15 protein-coding genes are annotated in these 24,458 nt (G+C 37.4%); 9 read left to right on the top strand and 6 right to left on the bottom strand.

Annotated elements, in window-relative coordinates:
- The 4 genes from O6P34_RS04145 to O6P34_RS04130 all read left to right on the top strand — a co-directional run bounded on the left by O6P34_RS04145 (nucleotide 1) and on the right by O6P34_RS04130 (nucleotide 3,638).
- Nucleotides 1-411, top strand: a complete 411-nt coding sequence (locus O6P34_RS04145; RefSeq protein ID WP_269686067.1) for a putative signal transducing protein — start codon at nucleotides 1-3, stop codon at nucleotides 409-411.
- A complete protein-coding gene (gene bioD / locus O6P34_RS04140; RefSeq protein WP_269686066.1) occupies nucleotides 412-1,029 on the top strand; it encodes a dethiobiotin synthase in 618 nt (205 codons plus the stop codon).
- A gap of 82 nt (nucleotides 1,030-1,111) precedes the next feature.
- Nucleotides 1,112-2,383 carry an adenosylmethionine--8-amino-7-oxononanoate transaminase gene (bioA, locus tag O6P34_RS04135; protein WP_269686065.1) on the top strand — a complete coding sequence of 424 codons (1,272 nt, stop codon included), beginning with the start codon at nucleotides 1,112-1,114 and terminating at the stop codon, nucleotides 2,381-2,383.
- Nucleotides 2,384-2,483: 100 nt separating this feature from the next.
- A complete protein-coding gene (locus O6P34_RS04130) occupies nucleotides 2,484-3,638 on the top strand; it encodes a beta-ketoacyl synthase N-terminal-like domain-containing protein (protein ID WP_269686064.1) in 1,155 nt (384 codons plus the stop codon).
- A 6-nt stretch (nucleotides 3,639-3,644) separates the two neighbouring features.
- Here the strand turns inward: O6P34_RS04130 and O6P34_RS04125 are convergent, their stop codons facing one another.
- Nucleotides 3,645-4,121 (bottom strand): regulatory protein RecX, encoded by a 477-nt coding sequence (locus tag O6P34_RS04125; RefSeq protein WP_269686063.1) that lies wholly within the window; start codon nucleotides 4,119-4,121, stop codon nucleotides 3,645-3,647.
- A 450-nt stretch (nucleotides 4,122-4,571) separates the two neighbouring features.
- On the opposite strand from O6P34_RS04125, the gene O6P34_RS04120 reads away from it, so the two are divergent.
- Nucleotides 4,572-10,997 (top strand): DUF8693 domain-containing protein, encoded by a 6,426-nt coding sequence (locus tag O6P34_RS04120; RefSeq protein WP_281324528.1) that lies wholly within the window; start codon nucleotides 4,572-4,574, stop codon nucleotides 10,995-10,997.
- A 79-nt stretch (nucleotides 10,998-11,076) separates the two neighbouring features.
- Here O6P34_RS04120 and O6P34_RS04115 read toward each other — a convergent pair whose 3' ends face one another.
- Both O6P34_RS04115 and O6P34_RS04110 read right to left on the bottom strand, forming a co-directional pair.
- On the bottom strand, nucleotides 11,077-13,719 hold the full coding sequence (locus tag O6P34_RS04115) for an MGH1-like glycoside hydrolase domain-containing protein (protein WP_269686059.1): 2,643 nt from the start codon (nucleotides 13,717-13,719) through the stop codon (nucleotides 11,077-11,079).
- Nucleotides 13,720-14,000: 281 nt separating this feature from the next.
- Complete coding sequence (locus tag O6P34_RS04110) at nucleotides 14,001-14,954, bottom strand: L-threonine 3-dehydrogenase (protein WP_269686058.1); 954 nt, start codon at nucleotides 14,952-14,954, stop codon at nucleotides 14,001-14,003.
- 223 nt (nucleotides 14,955-15,177) lie between these two features.
- Between O6P34_RS04110 and O6P34_RS04105 the strand changes: the two genes are divergently transcribed.
- Nucleotides 15,178-15,780 (top strand): hypothetical protein, encoded by a 603-nt coding sequence (locus O6P34_RS04105; protein WP_269686057.1) that lies wholly within the window; start codon nucleotides 15,178-15,180, stop codon nucleotides 15,778-15,780.
- Complete coding sequence (gene mfd / locus O6P34_RS04100) at nucleotides 15,773-19,138, top strand: transcription-repair coupling factor (protein ID WP_269686056.1); 3,366 nt, start codon at nucleotides 15,773-15,775, stop codon at nucleotides 19,136-19,138. The genes O6P34_RS04105 and mfd overlap by 8 nt, the downstream gene beginning before the upstream one ends.
- Before the next feature lie 65 nt (nucleotides 19,139-19,203).
- Here mfd and O6P34_RS04095 read toward each other — a convergent pair whose 3' ends face one another.
- The 3 genes from O6P34_RS04095 to O6P34_RS04085 all read right to left on the bottom strand — a co-directional run bounded on the left by O6P34_RS04095 (nucleotide 19,204) and on the right by O6P34_RS04085 (nucleotide 21,238).
- Entirely contained in the window at nucleotides 19,204-19,860 is a 657-nt protein-coding gene (locus O6P34_RS04095) for an aspartate kinase (RefSeq protein WP_269686055.1), read from the bottom strand.
- Nucleotides 19,861-19,977: 117 nt separating this feature from the next.
- Complete coding sequence (locus O6P34_RS04090; protein ID WP_269686054.1) at nucleotides 19,978-20,337, bottom strand: YraN family protein; 360 nt, start codon at nucleotides 20,335-20,337, stop codon at nucleotides 19,978-19,980.
- 4 nt (nucleotides 20,338-20,341) lie between these two features.
- A complete protein-coding gene (locus O6P34_RS04085) occupies nucleotides 20,342-21,238 on the bottom strand; it encodes a S66 peptidase family protein (RefSeq protein ID WP_269686725.1) in 897 nt (298 codons plus the stop codon).
- 246 nt (nucleotides 21,239-21,484) lie between these two features.
- Between O6P34_RS04085 and O6P34_RS04080 the strand changes: the two genes are divergently transcribed.
- Together O6P34_RS04080 and amaB are read left to right on the top strand one after the other, a co-directional pair.
- On the top strand, nucleotides 21,485-22,594 hold the full coding sequence (locus tag O6P34_RS04080; protein WP_269686053.1) for an endonuclease/exonuclease/phosphatase family protein: 1,110 nt from the start codon (nucleotides 21,485-21,487) through the stop codon (nucleotides 22,592-22,594).
- A 289-nt stretch (nucleotides 22,595-22,883) separates the two neighbouring features.
- The gene (amaB, locus tag O6P34_RS04075) at nucleotides 22,884-24,437 is read left to right on the top strand and encodes an L-piperidine-6-carboxylate dehydrogenase (RefSeq protein ID WP_269686052.1); all 1,554 of its coding nucleotides are present in this window, start codon (nucleotides 22,884-22,886) and stop codon (nucleotides 24,435-24,437) included.
- The last annotated feature ends 21 nt before the right edge of the window (nucleotides 24,438-24,458 follow it).

The raw sequence follows: 24,458 nt of genomic DNA, 5'->3' as shown, positions 1-24,458 counted from the left end.
ATGGAAGAACCAATTTTTAAAATAATAGCTACATATCAATATTCATCAGAAGCAATAATTTTTAAAGGGAAATTAGAGTCAGAAGGGATTGAAGTTTTTATACGGGATAAAATTACTGTTGATACAAATCCACTGTATAGTAATGCTGTTGGTGGCGTAAAACTTTTTGTGAAAAGCGAAGATTTTTTTGAAGCAAACAGGATTCTTTCTGAGGTTAGTAATTATTCATTGGATGAAAATAGCCAATTGATTTGCTGTCCAAAATGTGGTGAAAAACAGATTAATATGATTACGTCTTTAACAGATTTTAAATCATTTTTATCATTCTTTTTTTCGATACTTTTTATTCTATTGCCTTTTTATTCAAAGCATAAATACAAATGCAACAAGTGTAAATTTGAATTTAATTAAATGAAACTATTTATAACAGGAATTGGAACTGATGTTGGTAAAACCATCGTGTCAGCTATTGTAACAGAAGCTTTACAGGCAGATTATTGGAAACCCATTCAAGCGGGCGACTTAGAAAATTCTGATAGTCATAAAATCAAATCATTTTTGTCTAATAAAAAGACAGTAATTCATCCCAATAGTTATGCGTTGAATACTCCGGCGAGTCCGCATCTCGCTGCTGAAATTGACGGGATTACGATTGATTTAAATCAAATCATCGAACCAGAAACAGCAAGTCACTTGGTTGTTGAAGGAGCAGGAGGCGTTTTTGTTCCTTTAAATTCAAAGGATTGCGTAATAGATTTGGTTCAGCCGGATTATAAGGTAATTGTAGTTTCCCGACATTATTTAGGAAGTATCAATCACACTTTATTGACTATTGAAGCTTTGCAAAACAGAAAAATTACAATCGCCGGAATCATTTTTTCGGGTGACGAAAATAAAGCTACAGAGGAAATAATACAGACTAAGTCAGGTTTAAAATGTATTGGAAGAATCGAACAAGAACCGTATTTTGATCAAAATGTAATCAAAGAATACGCAGATCGATTTAGAGAAAATCTATTGAGTTTATAAAATTAAGAATCAAGAGGAAAGAATCAAGACTTGTTTTTGTGTTTTTTTCACTTCTTGTATTTGCTTCTTTTATCTTTGCAAAATGAATTTAACAGAAAGAGACCGCCAACACCTTTGGCATCCGTATACCCAGCACAAAACAGCAGCGTTGCCAATTGCTATTAAAAAAGGAAAAGGCGCCTTGCTTTGGGATGAAAACGACAAGGAATATGTTGATGCCATCGCCTCTTGGTGGGTCAATCCTTTTGGACATTCAAATACTTTTATTGCCGATGCCATTTACAAGCAACTCACGACATTAGAGCATGTTCTTTTTGGGGGATTTACACACGAACCTGCGATAATTTTAGCCGAAAAACTGGTTGAAATTCTGCCAAAAAACCAACAAAAAATATTCTTTTCCGATAATGGTTCTACGGCTGTTGAAGTCGCAATTAAAGTCGCTTTGCAGTATTTTTTTAATAAAGGAGAAAAGAAAACAACAATAATTGCTTTTGAAAACGCTTTTCACGGCGACACTTTTGCAGCAATGGCAGCGAGCGGCATTTCGTTCTACACACAAGCTTTTCAAGGAATGTTTATTGATGTGGTTCGGATTCCGGTTCCGGTAAAAGGCAACGAAGAGAGTAGTTATTCTGCTTTGCGCGAAGTCGTTAAAAACAATACTTGCGCCGGTTTTATTTTTGAACCTTTGGTACAAGGAGCGGCAGGAATGGTGATGTATGAACCGGAAACGCTGGATAAATTGATGCAAATTTGTCAAGAGAATAATGTTCTAACCATTGCCGATGAAGTGATGACAGGCTTTGGAAAAACGGGAAAAACGTTTGCAACGGATTATTTGGTTAAAAAACCGGATATGATGTGTTTGTCGAAAGCGCTAACCGGAGGTACAATTCCTATGGCGATTACGACTTTTTCCTCAGTAATTTTTGAGGCTTTTTATGATGATGATATTAATAAAGCGTTGTTTCATGGTCACACTTTTACGGCAAATCCAACGGGTTGCGCGGCAGCTTTGGCCAGTTTAGAATTGCTGCAAACCAATGAAATGCAAGCGAATATTATCAGAGTAAATAAAAGTCATTTGGATTTTCAAGAACGTATAAAAAACCATCCAAAAGTAACTGTAACTCGTGTTTTGGGAGTCATTTTTGCTTTAGAAATAAAAACCGAAACTGCTGCGAGTTATTATGGTGGTTTACGCAACAAACTCTATAATTTCTTCATCGAAAATGGCGTTATTTTACGTCCTGTTGGTAATATTGTTTACATTTTACCTCCTTATATTATCAGCGATGAACAATTAGAAAAAGTATATCAAGTAGTCGAAAACGCGCTCGAAATAGTATAGATTTATAACAATATGTCCTGATTTTCGAGTATAATTTTTGGAAACCCTTATGAACTTTGCGGGAAACTTTTGCGACCTTTGCGATTAAAAAACATTCATTTTGTCTAAAATAATTTCCATAACTGCCATAGCTTCTGTTTCGCCTTTAGGTGCTACTTCACAAACAATCTGGGAAAATTATTGCAATGAAAAACATTGTTTTACTACCCATTTTTTAGACCATAAAGAAACAGCTGTAGCTAAGCTTGATTCTGTTTCGGAAGAAGTAGTTAGTGCGTTGCAACATTCGGATATTAAATATAAATCACTGGATAAATCGGTTTTGTATGCGATGGCCGCTTCCCGAACGGCGATACAAAATGCAGGTTGGACGTCAAAAGACGTTTTTGGAATCAACATTGGTTCTTCTCGGGGCGCTACAGATTTATTCGAAAAACACCATCAAGATTATTTAGTCAATGGGAAAGCACAAACTTTGGCATCTCCAACGACCACTTTGGGGAATATTTCTTCTTGGGTGGCGCATGATTTACAAAGTTCCGGTCCTGAAATTTCACATTCTATTACGTGCTCTACTGCTTTACACGCAGTTCTCAATGGGGTCGCCTGGCTTCGGGCGGGAATGGCCGATAAGTTTTTAGTAGGTGGAAGTGAAGCACCGTTGACTGATTTTACAATTGCCCAAATGCGTGCCTTGAAAATTTATTCGAATAGTACTGAAGAATGGCCTAATCGCGCTTTTGATTTAGATAAAAAACAAAACACAATGATTCTTGGTGAAGGTGCCGGAGTTTGTTGTCTCGAAGTTGGTGTGAACGAAAATGCTTTAGCTTATATCGAAGGAGTTGGGTATGCAACGGAGCTTTTGGAACATAATATTTCTATTTCGGCAGAAGCAGTTTGTTTTCAGAAATCGATGAAAATGGCGTTGCAGAACACCGATATTGCAGCAGTTGATGTGATTGTTATGCATGCTCCCGGAACGATAAAAGGAGATCTGACGGAATATCGGGCGATTGAGAAAATCTTTGGCGAAAGTCTGCCATTACTGACTACTAATAAATGGAAAATTGGTCACACTTTTGGCGCATCAGGCATTTTGAGCATGGAATTGGCCATTTTGATGATGCAACACAATAGGTTTATCGGCGTTCCTTTTGCGAAAGCACAAACCCAGACTAAACCCATAAAAAAAGTACTGATTAATGCGGTAGGTTTTGGCGGAAACGCGGTTAGCATACTTTTGAGTTTGTAGCAACCATTAGTCGGTTTCTTCTGTATTATCCTGTTCTAATTCTTTCATTTTGTCGTAAATGAGGTTGCTTTCAAAGCCTTTTCGCAGTAAGTAATCACAAAACTTCTTTCTTTTTTTCTGACTATTTTTTTCTTGGATAGCATCCCAATGTCTTTGTGATAGCGTATCGAACGTTGCGGCGTATTCATCGGGAGTAATTTCTTTGAGCGCTGCGTTGATATTGAAAGTAGAGATGTGCCGAAATTTCAATTCGTTTACAATTCGGATTTTTCCCCAAAATTTGATGCGGTGCTTTCCTCTGGCGAAACTACAAGCAAAACGGGTCTCGTTCAAAAAATTATGGTTGATGAGATGTACGACTATTTCATCGATTTCGTTTGCTGTCATTTTTAGCGTTCGCAGTTTAGCGACTACTTCGTCGTGACACCGTTCTTGATAGGCGCAATAGTATTCCAGTTTTTTTTTTATTTCTTCTAAAATCATAAGGCAAGGTAGTATAGCGCGGGCAATTTTCAAAATAAATTTCTATACTGAGCGTTTTGCATGTCAGTATGTTGTGATTTTTAGTTTTTTTGTTGTAAAACCAGGGGTTAAAAGCCTTAATATACCTGATTTGGATCAATAATATGTCGGTAGAAGTGTCTAATATCGATAAAAAGTGTCCGTATATCGAAAAAATGTATCATTGTGTTTTTGGTTTAAAAAAAAGTATTACTTTTGGCATTGTTGTTAAGGCAATTTATTTATCAACAAGTTATTAACCATTGTAAGAATCAGAATTATCCGGCTATAATACACCCCCTACGTATAGCTTTTACAGGTTAAAAACAGTATAGCAATCAAGTTAAAAAATCACTTGAGCTACAAAAAATATCGATTTTGAAGAGAGATTACCCCCGTCTCCAATCTTTAAAATGGAAAAATTAAATTTTTATGATGAAATCCTACTTGAATTCAGAAAAAATGAATCGTTTTTTAAATTTTACAGTGCTTGCATCAGCCCAATTGCGAGTTGCGATGGTTTTGATTGTTTTTTTGTTTGCATCTAATACAGTCGTAACAGCACAAATAGCCCAAAGAGGATATGCAACCAATACTTCTACTAACTCTTCTTTGACAATTGATAAGCCAGCAGGTCTTGTTGAAGGTGATATTATGTTTGCTAATATTGTGCAAAGCGATAATGACAATAGTACACTCGCTAATGCAACTTTAACAGGTTGGACATTAGTTGCTGGTGAAGAATTTGGCAACGTTGGCAACGATAGTTGGTGGGGAACTATACTTTATAAAGTGGCAACTGCTACTGATGTTGCTGCTACTGATTTTACTTTCACAGGAGATAATGACGCCGATGATATGGTAGGGGGTATTGTTGCTTTTTCTGGAGTAGCCGTTACGGGGGGAGTTTCTGGCGGGCCCTTTGATGTTGCGCCAGGAACGATTAATAATATTAATACGGATGATTTTAGCGCAACAGCAATTACTACAGTAACGAATAATGCGGCTGTTATTATGTTTGGAATGATAGGAGATAATCGAAGTATAAGTTCTTGGGCGGCAACTTCACCAGCAACACTGGAAGAATTATTTGATGTTCCTTTTAATGCTGATGCTGATATGGGAGTAGGTGTCGCCTGGGGCACAAGAACTCCTGCCGGAAGCACAGGAACAGGATTAGGTGAATTATCTAGTAATGAAAATGATCCTAACGGAGCGCTATTAATTGCATTGAGACCTGCTTGCTCTGCAAATACAGCAGGAACAGCATCCAGCACACCTAGTTTATGTATTAATACTGCTTTGACGGATTTTACTATAACGACAACAGGAGCAACAGGAATTGGAACCGCTACTGGTTTACCAGCAGGTGTAACTGCAGCTTGGGCTTCCAATACTATCACCATTAGTGGAACTCCGACAGCATCAGGAACTTTTGATTACAGCATACCATTAACAGGAGGATGTGGAACTGTTAATGCTACAGGAACAATTACTGTCACTGCTGCTGCTACCGCTGGGACCTTAAGTGGTACTCAAACTTTGTGTTCAAACGGAACTACTACATTAAGTTCAACAATATCTGGGGGAACTTGGTCATCAGGTGCCACAGGAATTGCAACCATAAATACGACAACAGGAGTTGTAACAGGTGTTTCTGCTGGAACTGCAACAATGACCTATACAGTCGCCGGAACAGGCGGATGCGGTAATGCTACAGCAACAAGAACTGTTACTGTCACTGCTGCTGCTACCGCTGGGACCTTAAGTGGTACTCAAACTTTGTGTTCAAACGGAACTACTACATTAAGTTCAACAATATCTGGGGGAACTTGGTCATCAGGTGCCACAGGAATTGCAACCATAAATACGACAACAGGAGTTGTAACAGGTGTTTCTGCTGGAACTGCAACAATGACCTATACAGTCGCCGGAACAGGCGGATGCGGTAATGCTACAGCAACAAGAACTGTTACTGTCACTGATGCTGCTACCGCTGGGACCTTAAGTGGTACTCAAACTTTGTGTTCAAACGGAACTACTACATTAAGTTCAACAATATCTGGGGGAACTTGGTCATCAGGTGCCACAGGAATTGCAACCATAAATACGGCAACAGGAGTTGTAACAGGTGTTTCTGCTGGAACTGCAACAATGACCTATACAGTCGCCGGAACAGGCGGATGCGGTAATGCTACAGCAACAAGAACTGTTACTGTCACTGCTGCTGCTACCGCTGGGACCTTAAGTGGTACTCAAACTTTGTGTTCAAACGGAACTACTACATTAAGTTCAACAATATCTGGGGGAACTTGGTCATCAGGTGCCACAGGAATTGCAACCATAAATACGGCAACAGGAGTTGTAACAGGTGTTTCTGCTGGAACTGCAACAATGACCTATACAGTCGCCGGAACAGGCGGATGCGGTAATGCTACAGCAACAAGAACTGTTACTGTCACTGCTGCTGCTACCGCTGGGACCTTAAGTGGTACTCAAACTTTGTGTTCAAACGGAACTACTACATTAAGTTCAACAATATCTGGGGGAACTTGGTCATCAGGTGCCACAGGAATTGCAACCATAAATACGACAACAGGAGTTGTAACAGGTGTTTCTGCTGGAACTGCAACAATGACCTATACAGTCGCCGGAACAGGCGGATGCGGTAATGCTACAGCAACAAGAACTGTTACTGTCACTGCTGCTGCTACCGCTGGGACCTTAAGTGGTACTCAAACTTTGTGTTCAAACGGAACTACTACATTAAGTTCAACAATATCTGGGGGAACTTGGTCATCAGGTGCCACAGGAATTGCAACCATAAATACGACAACAGGAGTTGTAACAGGTGTTTCTGCTGGAACTGCAACAATGACCTATACAGTCGCCGGAACAGGCGGATGCGGTAATGCTACAGCAACAAGAACTGTTACTGTCACTGCTGCTGCTACCGCTGGGACCTTAAGTGGTACTCAAACTTTGTGTTCAAACGGAACTACTACATTAAGTTCAACAATATCTGGGGGAACTTGGTCATCAGGTGCCACAGGAATTGCAACCATAAATACGACAACAGGAGTTGTAACAGGTGTTTCTGCTGGAACTGCAACAATGACCTATACAGTCGCCGGAACAGGCGGATGCGGTAATGCTACAGCAACAAGAACTGTTACTGTCACTGCTGCTGCTACCGCTGGGACCTTAAGTGGTACTCAAACTTTGTGTTCAAACGGAACTACTACATTAAGTTCAACAATATCTGGGGGAACTTGGTCATCAGGTGCCACAGGAATTGCAACCATAAATACGACAACAGGAGTTGTAACAGGTGTTTCTGCTGGAACTGCAACAATGACCTATACAGTCGCCGGAACAGGCGGATGCGGTAATGCTACAGCAACAAGAACTGTTACTGTCACTGCTGCTGCTACCGCTGGGACCTTAAGTGGTACTCAAACTTTGTGTTCAAACGGAACTACTACATTAAGTTCAACAATATCTGGGGGAACTTGGTCATCAGGTGCCACAGGAATTGCAACCATAAATACGGCAACAGGAGTTGTAACAGGTGTTTCTGCTGGAACTGCAACAATGACCTATACAGTCGCCGGAACAGGCGGATGCGGTAATGCTACAGCAACAAGAACTGTTACAGTAAGTCCAGCTTCGTTAGGAGGTACGGCGACGGCTAATGTATCAGCAGTATGTATAGGAAGTGGAACTTCAGTTGCACTAGCAGGTTATACAGGTACAATCCAATGGCAACAATCAGCAAATGGAACTTCAGGTTGGGCAGATGTTACCACAGGTAGTGGAGGCACGTCAGCGACTTACAATACACCAAATTTAGCTACTACTACATATTATAGAGCATCAGTTACAAGCGGAGGTTGTACACTTGCAAATTCAACTGTGGTTGAAGTAACAGTAAAACCATTGCCTATTGCCACAATTACAGCCAATTATTGTGCCGTTCCAGGAAAAATTCAATTAACAGCAAGTGGTGGAGATACCTATTTATGGAATACAGGGCAAACAGTTAACCCTATACTTGTTGATCTAGCAGGTAATTATAGTGTTACAGCAACATTAGGGGGCTGTACTAGTACTCCTTTCGCTTTAAATGTAGGACAAGAACTAGTGATAAATGGAAATTTTACTGCTGGAAATACTGGATTCACAAGTGGATATAACTATAATCCAGATATTGCAGGTAATCAGGAATTATACAATGATACAGGAAATAATGGATATGCTGTAGGCACTAATGGTCAAAACTATCACACCAACTTTTGGGGAATCGATCACACCAATAATTCTACTGGCTCAAAAAATTTTATGTTAGTAAACGGTCACGGTAGCACGATAACAATTTGGCAACAAACCGTAAATGTACAACCCAATACCGATTATTATTTTTCGGCTTGGGCAATGAGTTTAAATAATGGAGGTCCTTATGCTAGATTGCGATTTGAAGTAAATGGTGTTCAAGTAGGTACTACCGCAAATTTAGGAACTGGTCCTTCTAATGCAACAGAAGTATTGGCTAATACTAATTGGACCCGGTTTTATAGTGACCCAATCTGGAATTCAGGTTCTTTAAATGGACCTATTACAATTAAAATCGTTAATTTAGAAAGCTCAGCAGGTGGTAATGATTTTGCTCTCGATGATATTTCATTCGGAACATTGGCGGCTTTACCTTTTTCTATTGTTGCTGCAGGAAACACAGGAAATGACTCTACATTATGTACTGGAGAAACTTTCAATTTATTTACAAATCTTACGAACGGTAAAGATCCAATTACATATTCATGGACAGGTCCAAATGGATTTACATCTACTTTAGCAAATCCAAGTATTTCAAATGTTACTACTGCAAATTCGGGTAATTATACTTTAACGGTTACAGATGGTTATAATTGTGGTTCACAAACTAAATCAGTCAATTTAACTGTAACTCCTTTGCTAATATCCCCAACAATAGGTACTACAAAACATGCCACTTGCGCTACACCAACAAAAGGAAGTGTGGTTTTGAATAATTTGCCATCGTCAGGTACATGGAATTTATATCAAAACGGCAATGCAACTCCAATTGTGACAGGAGGTTCGGGAATTAGTATAACTATTTCGGACTTAGCAGTGGGAACATACACCTTTACAGTTTCTAATGGTAGTTGTGTTTCAGCTGCTTCAGCAAATGTTGCTATTTTACCATTAGTGACCAATACTTGGAACGGTTCTTCATGGTCTCCAAATATTCCTACAGATGCACTTCACCTTGATCAGAATATTGTTTTTGAGGGAAATTATGCTTATAATAAAAATCTTTATGGATGCAGCTGTGAGGTAAAATCAGGTGCTGTTGTTATTCATGAAAACTATACTTTGAAAGTGACTAATGATGTAAAAGTGACAGGTGGATCATTAACTTTTTTGAATACCGCTAGTTTAGTACAAACAAATGATGTTGCGAATACGGGAAATATAACCTATAATAGAACTACACCTAAAATTAGACCTACAGATTATGTTTATTGGTCATCACCAGTAAGCGGGCAAACAATAGCTAATTTTTCTCCTACCGCAGGAAGTCTAAAATATTATTATGATTTAGGTTGGAGGGCTCCTTTAGATTCAGCTGAAATGGTTAAAGGATTAGGATATATTATTAGAGGGCAAGTGACTTCTGAAACTACGTATGATGCTTCTTTTGTGGGAGTTCCACATAATGGGCCAGCTTCTATAACGGCGAATACTCCTGATAAATATTATCTTGTAGGTAATCCGTATCCTTCTGCTATTGATGCGGATGAATTTATACTCCAAAATGCGGGATTAGATGGTAATATCTACTTGTGGACGCACAACACCGAAATTGCTAAAAATGCGCAAGGAACACAATTGGTTTATACCTCAGATGATTATGCAAATTATAATTTTACAGGAAGTACCGGTACATCAAAAGAATGTAAAAGTTGTACAGATCCTCAGAAAGCGATAAAACCAATTGGTAAAATTGCAGCAGGGCAGTCGTTTTTCGTTAAAACGAAAGCTGCTACTACTATTCAGTTTAATAATGATATGCGTGTAGTAAGTGCAGCGTCTGATGGCAATAATAACTCACAGTTTTTTAGAACTACTAATACTAATACTACTAAATCAAAAACTGCCGTTGTTGAGAAACACCGTCTTTGGTTGAATTTAACTAATGATCAGGGTGCTTTTAAACAAACTTTAATTGGGTATGTAACTGGAGCTACTAATGATCTTGATGCCCGTTATGATGGACCAAATTTTAACGGTAACAGCTTTATTAATTTTTACAGTATTAATCAAAACAAGAATTATACCATTCAAGGCCGTGCACTTCCTTTTGATCAAAACGATGAAGTAGCATTAGGATTTAAATCAACTATGAAAGGTAGTTTTACTATCGCTATCGATGAGGTTGATGGATTACTTGCCAATCAAGCTGTATTTATTGAAGACAAGTTAAAAGGAACTACTTTTAATTTAAAAACCGGTAATTACACATTTGATACTGAAGTAGGTACTTTTAATGAGCGTTTTGTAATACGATATACTGATAAAACATTAGCAATACAAGATTTTACTATTGCCCCAAATACAGTTTTAGTTTCGGTTAAAAACAAACAGGTAAAAGTAAATGCTGGTGAAACAATTGATAAAGTGGTAGTTTATGATTTATTAGGAAGACAAATTTATACCAAAACAGCGGTAAATTCGAATGAATTAGTAGTGTCAAATCTAGTTTCTGGTCAACAAGCCTTAGTGGTAAAAGTGGTCTTGCAAAACGGAAGCAGCAGTACTAAAAAGATTGTTTACTAGTAAAAACTAGCTTTAGAAACAGCATAAAAAAACACCATCGTCACTGATGGTGTTTTTTTTATGAACTTTAAAATCCAATTTATTTTACATACAATTGTCTGATAATTTCTGAGATAAGGCCTGTCCATCCTGTTTGGTGGTTGGCGCCTAAACCTTTTCCGGTATCGCCATCAAAGTACTCAAAAAACATATGGTTTTTATTGAAAATAGGATCTTTTTGAAATTTTTCATATTCTCCATACATTGGAATTTTATTATTGGCATCAGGAATAAAGAGTGATAACAAACGCTTAGAAACTCCTTCGGCAGCTTGCTTAATATTCATCATTTCCCCTGAATTAGTAGGAAATTCTACTTCGTATTCATTGCCATAATAATTGGAGAATTTTTCTAAGGAGTCTAAAATCAAATAGTTCATTGGGAACCAAATAGGACCTCTCCAATTTGAATTTCCACCAAACATATCTCCGGTAGCTTCGGCAGGAGTGTAGTCTACTTGAACTGTTCCGCCTTCATAAGTAAACTTATAAGGATGCTCTTTATGGTATTTAGATAACGAACGAACACCATAGTCGGATAAAAACTCGGTTTCATCAAACATTCGTTTCATAATCATTTTCATTCGATGCCCACGAAGGATAGAAAGCAAACGAGTTTCTCCTTTGCCAGGATTGTACCAACTGGAAATTAAACTGGCTAAATCAGGTCTGTTGTTCAAAACCCATTCGACACGACGTTTAAAATCAGGTAATTTTTCTAATAATTCAGGTGTTAAAACTTCAACGGCAAACAGCGGAATCAATCCCACCATGGAGCGTACTTTTAGTAATTCGGCATCGCCATTTTCTTTATGAAGCATGTCATAATAGAACTGGTCGTCTTCGTCCCAAAGATTTAATTTGTCACCGCCAATAGATTGCATGGCTCCTGCAATGTGTAAAAAGTGTTCAAAGAATTTGGAAGCCATGTCTTGGTAAACCGGGTTTTCTATAGCAATTTCACAGGCAATACGCAGCATATTTAAACTGTACATCGCCATCCAGCCTGTTCCGTCTGCTTGTTTCAGATGACCGCCCGTTGGTAAAGCTGCTGACCGATCGAATACCCCAATATTATCCATACCAAGGAATCCGCCACCAAATACATTATTACCTCCTTCATCTTTCAGGTTGACCCACCAAGTGAAGTTTAATAATAGTTTATGAAAAATACGTTCTAAGAAAACAAGATCTCCTTTTCCGTCATTCATTTCCTTGTCAATTTCATAGACTTTCCAGGTTGCCCAAGCATGCACTGGCGGATTTACATCAGAAAAGGACCACTCGTAGGCGGGAATTTGCCCGTTGGGATGCATGTAATATTCTCTTAGAATAACCGACAATTGTCTTTTGGCAAAATCCGGATCTAGTCGGGCTAAGGGTAACGTATGAAAAGCTAAATCCCATGCCGCAAACCAAGGATATTCCCATTTGTCCGGCATAGAAAGGATGTTGGAAGTGTATAAGTGTTTCCAAGTACTATTACGTCCGTTTTTCCGATTGCCATCCGGTTTTGGCATAGAAGGATCCCCTTTTATCCACTCAAATACATTGTAATAATACCACTGTTTGGTCCAAAGCATACCTGCATAGGCTTGACGTTGCACCGATTTTAAGTTTTCTTCTTCGATTCCTTTTTGTAGTGTAGCATAAAATTCATCTGCATCAATAATTCGTTTTTCAAAAAGGATGTCAAAATCTTTAAAAGGTTCGCTTGGCGTTTGATTTGAGAAGCGCATGCGATACACTTTTTTGTCATTGGCAGGAATTACATCATCATATTTTACAGCTGCTTTAGTTCCAATTTTATTTGGATTTACAGCATCTTTGCGTTTGTTTATGATGTAATCATTTATACCGTCTTTCGTATAATTGGTGAGATTTGGAGAATCATACAGCCTTTCAAAATTAGTTTCATTATCACAGAATAAAAATTCATCAGCGTTTTCGGCATATAATTTATAACGCCCTACTAAACGGTGATTTACTTCAATTAAAGAATTTCCAATACCGGTTAATATAGGTTTGTGTTTGTAATTATCATAGCCCCAGCACCACGTATTTCTAAACCATATAGTTGGTAAAACCGTAATGGGAGCAGCTACTTTTGACCGGTTTTCTACAGTAACTTTAATCAATAAATCCTGTTCATCAGCTTTTGCATATTCGATAGAAATGTCAAAATAAGCGTCTTTATCAAAAATTCCCGTATCTAATAATTCGTATTCCGGTTCAAGTCGCGTCCGTTTTTTACTCTCTTTGACTAATTTTTCATACGGAAAAATACCTTGTGGATACTTATAAAGCATCTTTTGGTAGGAGTGCGTCGGCGTAGAATCCTGGTAGAAATAAATTTCTTTAACGTCTTCTCCATGATTAGATTCATTTCCGGTCAAGCCAAAGAAACGTTCTTTTAATATGTGGTCTTTATGATTCCAAAAGGCGAAAGCAAAACAAATATGCTGTTTGTTGTCCGAAATTCCACCGATGCCTTCTTCTCCCCATCGATAGGCTTTAGAACGCGCCATATCGTGTGTGATATTATTCCAGGCATCACCGCTTTGGGAATAATCTTCCCGAACAGTTCCCCATTGGCGTTCCGTTAAGTAGGGTCCCCATTTTTTCCAGCCTTTGTTATCGGTTCTTAATTTTAATCGCAATCGCTCTGCATCCATTTCTGACATATCACTTTGTTAATTTCAATTTCATTTGGCAATTTATATAAATACGTTCAAAAAACACCTAATTATTCTGTAAAAATCCCTAGTCATAAATGGCAATATTCAGTTTTTAACCCTTTAAAATTGAATTAAAACGGACAGTTGCTCAAGAATAATATTGATTGAATTGTTTTGGTCGGTTTTTTGAGTTCAATTTTTTTAAGGAATCTAAACAATTTAAACCATAAAAAAAACCACCGATACCGATGGTTTTAGGTTAATATAAATCTGGGAGTTCTCTATTTTTAAGAATGATTTTCAGCACTTAAATGCTCCAGCATATCAATTGTCATTGTTTCTAAATTAAATTCGTGATGCCAGTTCCAGTCTTTTCGAGCTTCGGAATCATCGATGCTGGCGGGCCAACTATCGGCTATTTTTTGACGAAAGTCAGGATTGTAAGTAATGCTAAATTCTGGAATGTGTTTTTGTATTTCGGCAGCAATTTCTATTGGCGTGAAGCTCATTGCGGCTAAGTTATAAGAAGAACGAATCTTAATTTGTTCCGTTGGCGCTTGCATAATACGAATTGTTGCGTCAATGGCATCATCCATATACATCATTGGCATTTTGGTTTCCGAAGATAAAAAGCATTCATATTTCTTGTCACTTAAAGCTTTATGAAAAATGTCCACAGCATAATCTGTTGTGCCACCACCAGGAGGCGTTGACCAGCTTATTAATCCAGGATAACGCACGCTTCGTACATCTACACCAAAGATATGATTGTAATATTCGCACCATCTTTCGCCAGATTGTTTGCTGATGCCGTAAACCGTAGAAGGTTCCATGATGGTATATTGAGGCGTGTTTTCTTTGGGAGTTGTAGGGCCAAAAACAGCGATGCTCGATGGCCAGAATATCTTTTTTATTTTTTTGGCTTTAGCCAAATTCAAAACGTGAAACAGTGAATTCATATTTAAATCCCAAGCAAAAGCAGGGTTTTTTTCGGCTGTTGCCGATAATAGTGCGGCCATCAAATAGATATCCGTGATGTGATGAATCTCTACCAAATGTTCAATCTGATTAAAATCTAATGCATTTACGACTTCAAAGGGACCCGAATTTACAACGTCATTGTTCAGTTTTCGAATGTCGGAAGCAATCACATTTTCGGTTCCGTAAAGCTTACGAAGCCGATGCGTTAATTCCGTTCCAATTTGTCCGCAGGCGCCTATGATTAATATTTTCGGATTCATGTGAGTTCTTTTATAAACACAAATATAATGATTTATAAAATAACACAAATTTGATTAAAAAAGTTATAAATTTCACAAAACGACATTTTAAATACTTATGAAATTCTTAATTTTTATTTTTTAAAACATAAAAATAACAGCTAAAATACCATATTGTTAATCTATGGTTGTAATTCGTTATTGTAAATTTACTTTGTAACTTTGTACTTTAATATATTCACAAATGAAATATAAATTAATCAGTTTCTTTTTGTTGCTATTCGTACTGAATTCTTGTCAGAATAACAATCAAAAACGCCAGGCCGAAAACAAAAAAGCAGCTGAAAAAAAAGAGCTTATCTTTTCAAACATCAACAAAGGTTGGGTTTTTTATGATACACCAATCAATACAACTTCGGAAGCCAGTGTGGCGAGTTGGACTGAATTGCGTCTTTTTTTGGCGGAATTAGCTCAAAAACCTAAAAAAACCATTGGCGCTTTTCAGAAAAAGTCTTCTGAAATTTCTAAAAAAGCGATGGCACTTTCTAATAATATCCCGTATAATTTTAGTAAACCTCAAATAAAAAGCCGAATTTCTGTATTGATAACTAAAGTTCGTTTATTGGATTTATTTATTCATTTAGATAATATTCCAGATAAAAAAGTGGTTCTTCTAATTGCCGAAATCAATAAAGAATTGGTTTCCTTACAAAGGCAAATGGATAAAATTGTAGAAAAAAGTAAAATCCCAGTCGAAGAAGGCGAGTCTGATTTGTTAAAAATGATGGATACCACAAGAGCCATTCCGAACATCCCAATCGATAAAAATTTACCACGAGTTGAGTAAAAAAATCTTATACAGTACTTATGATAATTCGCCAAAAACGCAGCAAATTGTTGCGCGTTTAATCGAAAATAATCAAGTAAAAATGCATCTTGACGGCTTGTTAGGTTCGTCATTTTCATTTGTAATTCGTTCTCTTTTTAAGAAAGCCGAACTTCCTTTTTTGGTTGTTTTAAATAACAAAGAAGAAGCCGCTTATTATTTGAATGATTTAGAACAAATGATCGGCGACCAAGATGTACTGTTTTATCCAGGCTCTTTTCGCCGTCCGTACCAAATTGAAGAAACCGATAATGCCAATGTTTTATTGCGTGCCGAAGTGCTCAACCGAATCAATTCCCGCAAGAAACCCGCCGTTATTGTTACCTATCCCGAAGCACTTTTTGAGAAAGTGGTAACCCGAAAAGAGTTAGACAAAAACACCTTGAAAGTAAGCGTTGGCGACAAAATTTCTATTGATTTTATCAATGAAGTTTTGTTCGAATATGAATTCAAAAGAGTTGATTTTATTACAGAACCTGGCGAATTTTCCGTTCGTGGTGGAATTGTCGATGTTTTTTCGTTTTCCAATGATAATCCGTATCGCATCGAGTTTTTTGGTAACGAAGTCGAAAGTATTCGGAGTTTTGATGTGGCGACTCAATTGTCATTAGAAACACAGAAAAAAATCACGATTATCCCCAATGTGGAGAACAAATTTTTTCAAGAAAATCGAGAAAGTTTCTTAGATTATATCTCGGAGAAAACGGTGATTTTTATTCAGAACACCGAGAATTTATTGTCGGAATTAGATAAACAATTTGGCAAAGCCGAAGAAGCTTTTGAGAAATTAGCTAAAGAAATTAAGCATGCAACGCCGGAACAGCTGTTTTTGAATCAGACTTCTTTTATAAAAAGAGCGTTGGATTTTTCGGTGGTCGAATGGGGTTCAAAACCTATTTTTAGAACCACCAAAAAGTTCGAATTTCATATCCAACCGCAACCATCGTTCAACAAGCAATTTGATTTGTTGTTGAACAATTTGAATGAAAATCATTTCAACGGCTATAAAAATTATTTGTTTTGTTCGAATGATGCCCAAGCCAAACGGTTTCATGATATTTTTGAAACCTTGGATGAAGCGAATTCGGAGAATATTCGCAAGCAATACAATACCATTGTTTTGCCTTTGTACCAAGGATTTATTGACGAGGAAAACCAAATAGCCTGTTACACCGACCATCAGATTTTTGAACGCTATCATAAATTCAGCATCAAAAATGGCTATTCGAAAAAACAGAATATTACTTTAAAAGAACTCACAACACTTTCTGTTGGGGATTATGTGACGCACATTGATCACGGAATCGGACGTTTTGGAGGGCTGCAAAAAATACAGGTTGAAGGCAAAACGCAGGAAGCGATAAAACTCGTTTATGCTGATAATGATATTGTATATGTGAGTATTCATTCGCTGCACAAAATTTCAAAATACAACGGAAAAGACGGTACGCCGCCCAAAATTTACAAATTGGGTTCGAATGCCTGGAAGATTTTAAAACAAAAAACTAAGGCACGCGTCAAACATATTGCATTCAATTTGATTCAATTGTATGCCAAAAGAAGACTCGAAAAAGGGTTCCAGTTTGCACCCGACAGTTATTTGCAAAATGAACTGGAAAGCTCGTTTATTTATGAAGATACACCGGACCAAACCAAATCGACAGCAGAAGTTAAAGCCGATATGGAGAGCGACCGACCAATGGATCGCTTGGTTTGTGGAGATGTAGGTTTCGGTAAAACTGAAGTGGCTATTCGTGCGGCTTTCAAAGCTGTGGATAATAGTAAACAAGTGGCAATTTTGGTTCCTACGACGATTTTGGCCTACCAACATTACAGAACTTTTACAGAACGATTGAAAGATATGCCGGTTTCTATTGGGTATTTGAACCGTTTTAGAACCGCCAAACAAAAAGCAGAAACGCTAAAACAATTAGCCGAAGGAAAGCTTGATATTGTGATTGGAACACATCAGTTAGTCAACAAAAATGTCGTTTTTAAAGATTTGGGCTTGTTGATTGTAGATGAGGAACAAAAATTTGGAGTGAATGTAAAAGATAAACTCAAAACCATTGCGGCTAATGTGGATACGCTTACTTTGACCGCAACGCCAATACCTAGAACGTTACAGTTTTCATTGATGGCCGCGCGTGATTTATCCGTAATTACAACGCCTCCGCCCAATCGTTATCCTATTGAAACGAATGTTGTTGGTTTTAGTGAAGAGGTGATTCGGGATGCGATTTCGTATGAAATTCAACGTAACGGACAGGTTTTTTTCATTAATAATCGAATAGAAAACATCAAGGAAGTGGCAGGAATGATTCAGCGTTTGGTGCCCAATGCCAGAGTTGGAATTGGTCACGGTCAGATGGATGGAAAAAAACTGGAAGAATTGATGTTGGCTTTTATGAACGGCGAATTTGACGTTTTGGTAGCAACCACAATTATCGAAAGCGGATTAGACGTTCCCAATGCGAATACGATTTTTATCAATAACGCCAATAATTTCGGATTGTCTGATTTGCATCAAATGCGCGGTCGAGTAGGACGTAGCAATAAGAAAGCGTTCTGTTATTTTATTTGTCCGCCGTATTCTGCGATGACCGATGATGCCAGAAAACGAATTCAGGCTTTGGAACAGTTTAGCGAATTGGGAAGCGGATTCAATATTGCAATGAAAGATTTAGAGATTCGTGGTGCCGGAGATTTATTAGGTGGTGAGCAAAGTGGTTTCATCAACGAAATTGGTTTTGATACGTATCAAAAAATCATGAACGAAGCCATCGATGAATTGAAAGAAAATGAATTCAAGGATTTGTATCCGGAGGAAAATAATTTGGAAACCAAAGAATACGTCAAAGACTTGCAAATCGATACCGATTTTGAGTTGTTGTTTTCGGATGAATATATCAATAATGTTTCGGAGCGATTGAGTTTGTACAATGAATTAGGCACTGTGAAAAATGAAGAAGAACTCATTATTTTCCAAAATAAATTGATTGACCGTTTTGGCCCAATGCCGCCAAGAGCCAAAGCGTTGATGAACAGTATCCGAATCAAATGGATTGCGACTCGCATTGGAATCGAGAAATTAGTGATGAAACAAGGTAAGATGATTGGGTATTTTATTTCAGATCAACAATCGGATTATTACCAATCGAATCGTTTTCATAAAGTACTGCAGTTTGTGCAAAAACATCCTAATTTATGCAAAATGAAAGAAAAGCAAACACCGGCTGGATTACGACTTTTGTTGACTTTTGACAATGTGAAGAATACCAGAACCGCTTTGGAACTGATGGAGTTGTTGGGGAAATAGAAATAAAAAAAGCTTCCAATCTTTAAAAGTCTGGAAGCTTTACCTTATTTGTAGAACAGGAATTATTAGTTTTTCAAATCTTTGATTACTTTAAAAGCTACATCCACTTCATTTTCGCTTACTAAAATAGTAAACTCATTTGAAGTCGAAATTACTTCATTGATGATAATTCCTTCCCAAGCCAAACGCTGAAAAATGAAATAATAAATTCCTGGAACAACGATATTTTCTTTAGGTAATTTTACCGTTATTGAAGCTAGATTTTCTAATTTTTGAATTAATTTTTCGTTTGCAAAATGCTTGTCCACTAAGTGATTTACACTGTTGCTCACCACAATATTAGTTTCATTTACACCTCTTGAAGAAGTATAAAAAATATCCGAAAAAGTATTGATATCCGTAATCAAATCCGCTTGTTTGTTCAAAACGGTATCCGAAGCTGCAAAAGTGTAATCCGTCAATTCTGAACGAACGGTAATTTCACCAATGTTTTTGATTACTTTATTTATTTTGTGATTCAGCTTAAAATCTAATTCTTCCGTAAGTCTTTTCAGAGACATTACAACGGCGCCTTGTTTTACTTCTTTTCCAAATTCACTTTCTAATTCGGTCATAATATTCCGAGAAAGAGAAGTCAAATTGATGATTCCAAGAGATAATGCATTCAATAAAAAAGGCTTTGTTTTAATGTAATTTTCTACAATTGAAGAAACGGTTTTCATAGTTGTAAGAGTTTAGTTTTTTTGTAAAATAGTTGTGTTTGGTAGTAGTTGTGTTAAAAACCAGTGCAAATATAAATAAAAAACAATTTGTTACAAATATAACATTAAATTTTTTTGTTAAAAATGATAAAAAGCGTCCATAAGGTGCTCAATTACAAAAGATTTGTCCTCTTTGTGTATCGCAATGATGTCAAAACGGACCTCGATATCCAGATTTGTTTCGTTTACATAAGCGTCAACTGCTTTTACGAGAAGTTGAATTTTTTTGGGTTTAACAAAGTCTTGAGGTAAACCAAATTCAAGAGATGAACGGGTTTTTACTTCTACAACAGCCAGTGTGTTTTCTTTTTGGGCAAGAATATCAATTTCGGCTTTTTGAAAAGTCCAATTCCTTTCCAGAATGGTGTAGCCGTTTTTTTGCAGGTATTCTACAGCCATTTCTTCTCCTAATTTACCTAATTCGTTGTGTTCTGCCATTTTTTTATTCAAATACTACTTTGCCGCAAGTCTCATTTACATCAATAGTCACTTTGCTTCCCATAATTAGCGCACGATTGTCCTGAATATGTCCTGCCGGGAAATTATATAAAACCGGAATATTATATTTTTTTGTAACATCTTCAATGATTTCTAAGGCATTTTTTCCCCAAGGAATATCATTGTCTTTCATTTTTGTCATAGAACCCACAATAATTCCTTTGATGCTTTCCAGACAGCCGTTGCGTTTAAGATTCATCATCATACGGTCAATATGATACAAATATTCATCTAAATCCTCTAAAAATAATATTTTATCTGTGCAATCAATCGCGGACGGCGAACCCAAAACACTATATAAAATAGACAAGTTACCACCCACTAATTCGCCTGAAGCGGTGCCGAAACGGTTCATTACAAAAGGATCAATCTCGTATATTATTTTTTCTCCAAATAAAGATTTCCGCAAACTTTCGATAGCTTGAGGACTTGCTTTTGGCACACTTATAGGCATAATTCCATGAATCGATTTGAAACCCATTGTATTCAAGTGATTGTGCAAAACGGTGACATCACTAAAACCAATAATCCATTTCGGATTTTCTTTAAATTGGGTAAAATCCAGTAAATCAATCATCCGAATCGTACCATACCCGCCGCGAACACACCAAATTGCTTTGATATTTGGGTTGTCCAGTTGCGCTTGAAAATCGGCTGCACGTTGCGCATCGGTTCCTGCTAATTGATTGTCGTCTAAGCCAATGCTGCTGCCAATAACCGCTTCTAATCCCCAGCTGTGTAATAAATCTAAAGCAGGTTTAAGATTATCGTCTATGTTTTTTCGGGCTGTTGCCAAAATAGCAATTGTATCTCCTTTTTGTAAACGGGCAGGTGTCATCATGTTCATTTGGGCTTGACTTTTAATAGATTGCAAAACAAAAATAAGCAATAGGAATTTATATAAAACACGATTGTTTTTTATAAATGGTAAGAGATTGCGATTCATGTTTTTTATTTTTTTCGAATAAATCAAATTAGGACAGGTCTTTCGACTAAAAACAAAGATATACATTTCAAAAAATATTTTAGAGTTTCAACTTCAAATGAAGTATTTTTACAATAAGCCATTTATTAAAACACAAAATTCATGAGAATAACGCCCCTGATTTCTTTTTTGATTTTACTTTTTTCAATTCCAAAAACTACGGCGCAGCAAAAAAACTATGTCATTCATACCGCTGCCTTTTATAATTTCGAAAATTTATTTGATACTATAAATGACCCACAAACCAATGATGATGAGTGGACACCAAAAGGAACTCAACATTGGACTTCACAGAAATACCAACAAAAACTACAAAATCTAGCTCAGGTTTTAGCCGAAATTGGTTCCGCTGAAAATCCGGATTCCCCAACATTTATTGGCGGTTGCGAAATCGAGAATCGCAGCGTCCTCGAAGATTTAGTCAAGCAAACGAAACTGATCAACAAAGAGTACGGTATAATTCATTTTGATTCTCCCGATAAAAGAGGAATTGACGTTGCTTTATTGTATCGAAAAAAGCAATTTCAACCCACAAATTACAGTAACATTCCTTTATATGTCTATCGAAAGGAAAATAAAATCAAAGAAAACACTAAAACGGAATCCGACGAAAAAACAGATGATATCACGCAAATAAGCACGAAGAATTACCGCGTTTACACCCGAGATCAGCTTTTGGTCACCGGATTTCTGGACGGCGAGGAAATCAATATTATTGTCAATCACTGGCCTTCGCGTTCCGGAGGCGAAAAAAAATCAAGCCCGTATCGAGAAGCCGCAGGAGCGTTAAACAGGAGAATTATCGATTCTTTGCAGCGCATAAATCCAAAGGCAAAAGTCATTACGATGGGCGATTTAAATGATGGTTCCTATAATAAAAGCGTCAAAATAGCGCTCGGAGCCAAAGGAAATAAGAACGACGTTGTCCCAAAAGGAATATACAATCCATTCGAAGAAATGGCCAAAAACGGAATGGGAACAATTGCTTTTCGCGATACTTGGGATATTTTCGACCAAATCATGATTTCAGAATCGTTGTTAAAAACAGATATTTCTACCTTTCGCTATTGGAAAGCCGGGATTTACAACAAATCTTTTTTGATACAACAATCAGGACAATATAAAGGATATCCGTTGCGCCATTCGGCTTCCGAAGTTGGATACAGCGACCATTTTCCGGTTTATATTTACCTGATTAAAGAAAAAAAATGATGGTTCATAATTCAAAAGTATTTTGTCACTTGGGAATTGTCAAAACGAGGAGCTAATCTGGCTCTTCGTTACAAGTCCTCACAAATAACTAAGGTTTCTAAAGCCCTTAAAAGAGCTTCCTCCGGTCGCTTTTTTAGGGCTAGAAACCTAACTTATTTTGCTCCGGCCTTTCACTGCGATCCAGGCTAAAACATCAAACCGCAAAAAATTTGGACCAATCTTTAAATTTTAAGCTTAAAATAATATCTTTACAAAAAATAATATAACAATTTTCAATAAAAAAGTTACAATGATAACAATAGCAGATCAATTCGGAATGAAAGAAGCATTGGAGCAATTGGGAATAAAATCCATAAACGAAGGGACTTCAACAGGAATAAATCATTTTTCGTCAGGAGAAATTCTTGAAAGTTATTCCCCGGTTGATGGGAAGTTAATCGCATCAGTCAAAACAACTACTGCTGCCGATTACGAAAAAGTAATGCAAACCGCTACCGAAGCTTTCAAAACATTCCGACTCATGCCAGCGCCACAACGCGGGGAAATCGTGCGTCAGTTTGGAGATAAATTGCGTAAAAACAAAGAAGCTCTCGGCAAATTAGTTTCCTACGAAATGGGGAAATCATTGCAGGAAGGCTATGGCGAAGTACAGGAAATGATAGATATTTGCGATTTTGCAGTGGGACTTTCCCGTCAGTTGCACGGATTAACCATGCATTCCGAACGTCCGGGACACAGAATGTATGAGCAATACCATCCAATGGGAATTGTTGGAATCATTTCGGCATTTAATTTTCCGGTAGCCGTTTGGGCTTGGAATACGGCTTTGGCTCTAATTTGTGGAGACGTTTGTGTTTGGAAACCTTCTGAAAAAACACCTCTTTGCGGTATTGCCTGTCAAAATATTATTGCTCAGGTAATCAAAGAAAACAACCTTCCCGAAGGAATTTCGAGTTTGATCAACGGAGATTATAAAATAGGTGAATTAATGACTGCCGATAAAAGAGTTCCTTTAATCTCTGCAACCGGTTCTACCCGAATGGGAAAAATCGTAGCGCAAACCGTAGCGGGTCGTTTAGGAAAATCATTATTGGAATTAGGTGGAAACAATGCCATCATTGTCACTCCGGATGCTGATATCAAAATGACGGTTATCGGAGCTGTTTTTGGAGCTGTAGGAACCGCCGGTCAACGTTGTACTTCAACCCGTCGTTTGATTATTCACGAAAGTATATATGATAAAGTAAAAGATGCAATTGTTTCGGCTTACAAACAATTGCGCATTGGAAATCCATTAGACGAAAACAATCATGTTGGACCGCTAATTGATACTCATGCTGTCGAAATGTACAATAAAGCATTAGAAAAAGTAGTTGCCGAAGGCGGAAAAATTCTGGTAGAAGGCGGAGTTCTTTCGGGTGAAGGCTATGAAAGCGGCTGTTACGTGAAACCAGCTATTGCCGAAGCTGAAAATGCATTCGAAATCGTGCAACACGAAACTTTTGCTCCTGTTTTATATTTAATTAAATATTCAGGAACAGTAGAAAATGCAATTGATTTTCAAAATGGAGTTGCTCAAGGTTTATCCTCTGCTATTATGACCAATAATTTGCGTGAAGCGGAACTTTTCTTATCTGTGGTAGGTTCTGATTGCGGAATTGCAAATGTAAATATCGGAACTTCGGGAGCGGAAATTGGTGGCGCTTTTGGTGGAGAAAAAGAAACAGGAGGTGGTAGAGAATCAGGTTCAGATGCTTGGAAAATCTACATGCGTCGTCAAACCAATACAATCAATTATACCACAAGTTTGCCATTGGCACAAGGAATAAAATTTGATTTGTAAATACTACTTAAGCAAAAAGAA

The organism is Flavobacterium lacustre (assembly GCF_027474525.2).
GTDB classification, from domain to species: Bacteria; Bacteroidota; Bacteroidia; order Flavobacteriales; family Flavobacteriaceae; genus Flavobacterium; species Flavobacterium lacustre.
This window is presented reverse-complemented; position numbering and strand designations above follow the sequence as displayed.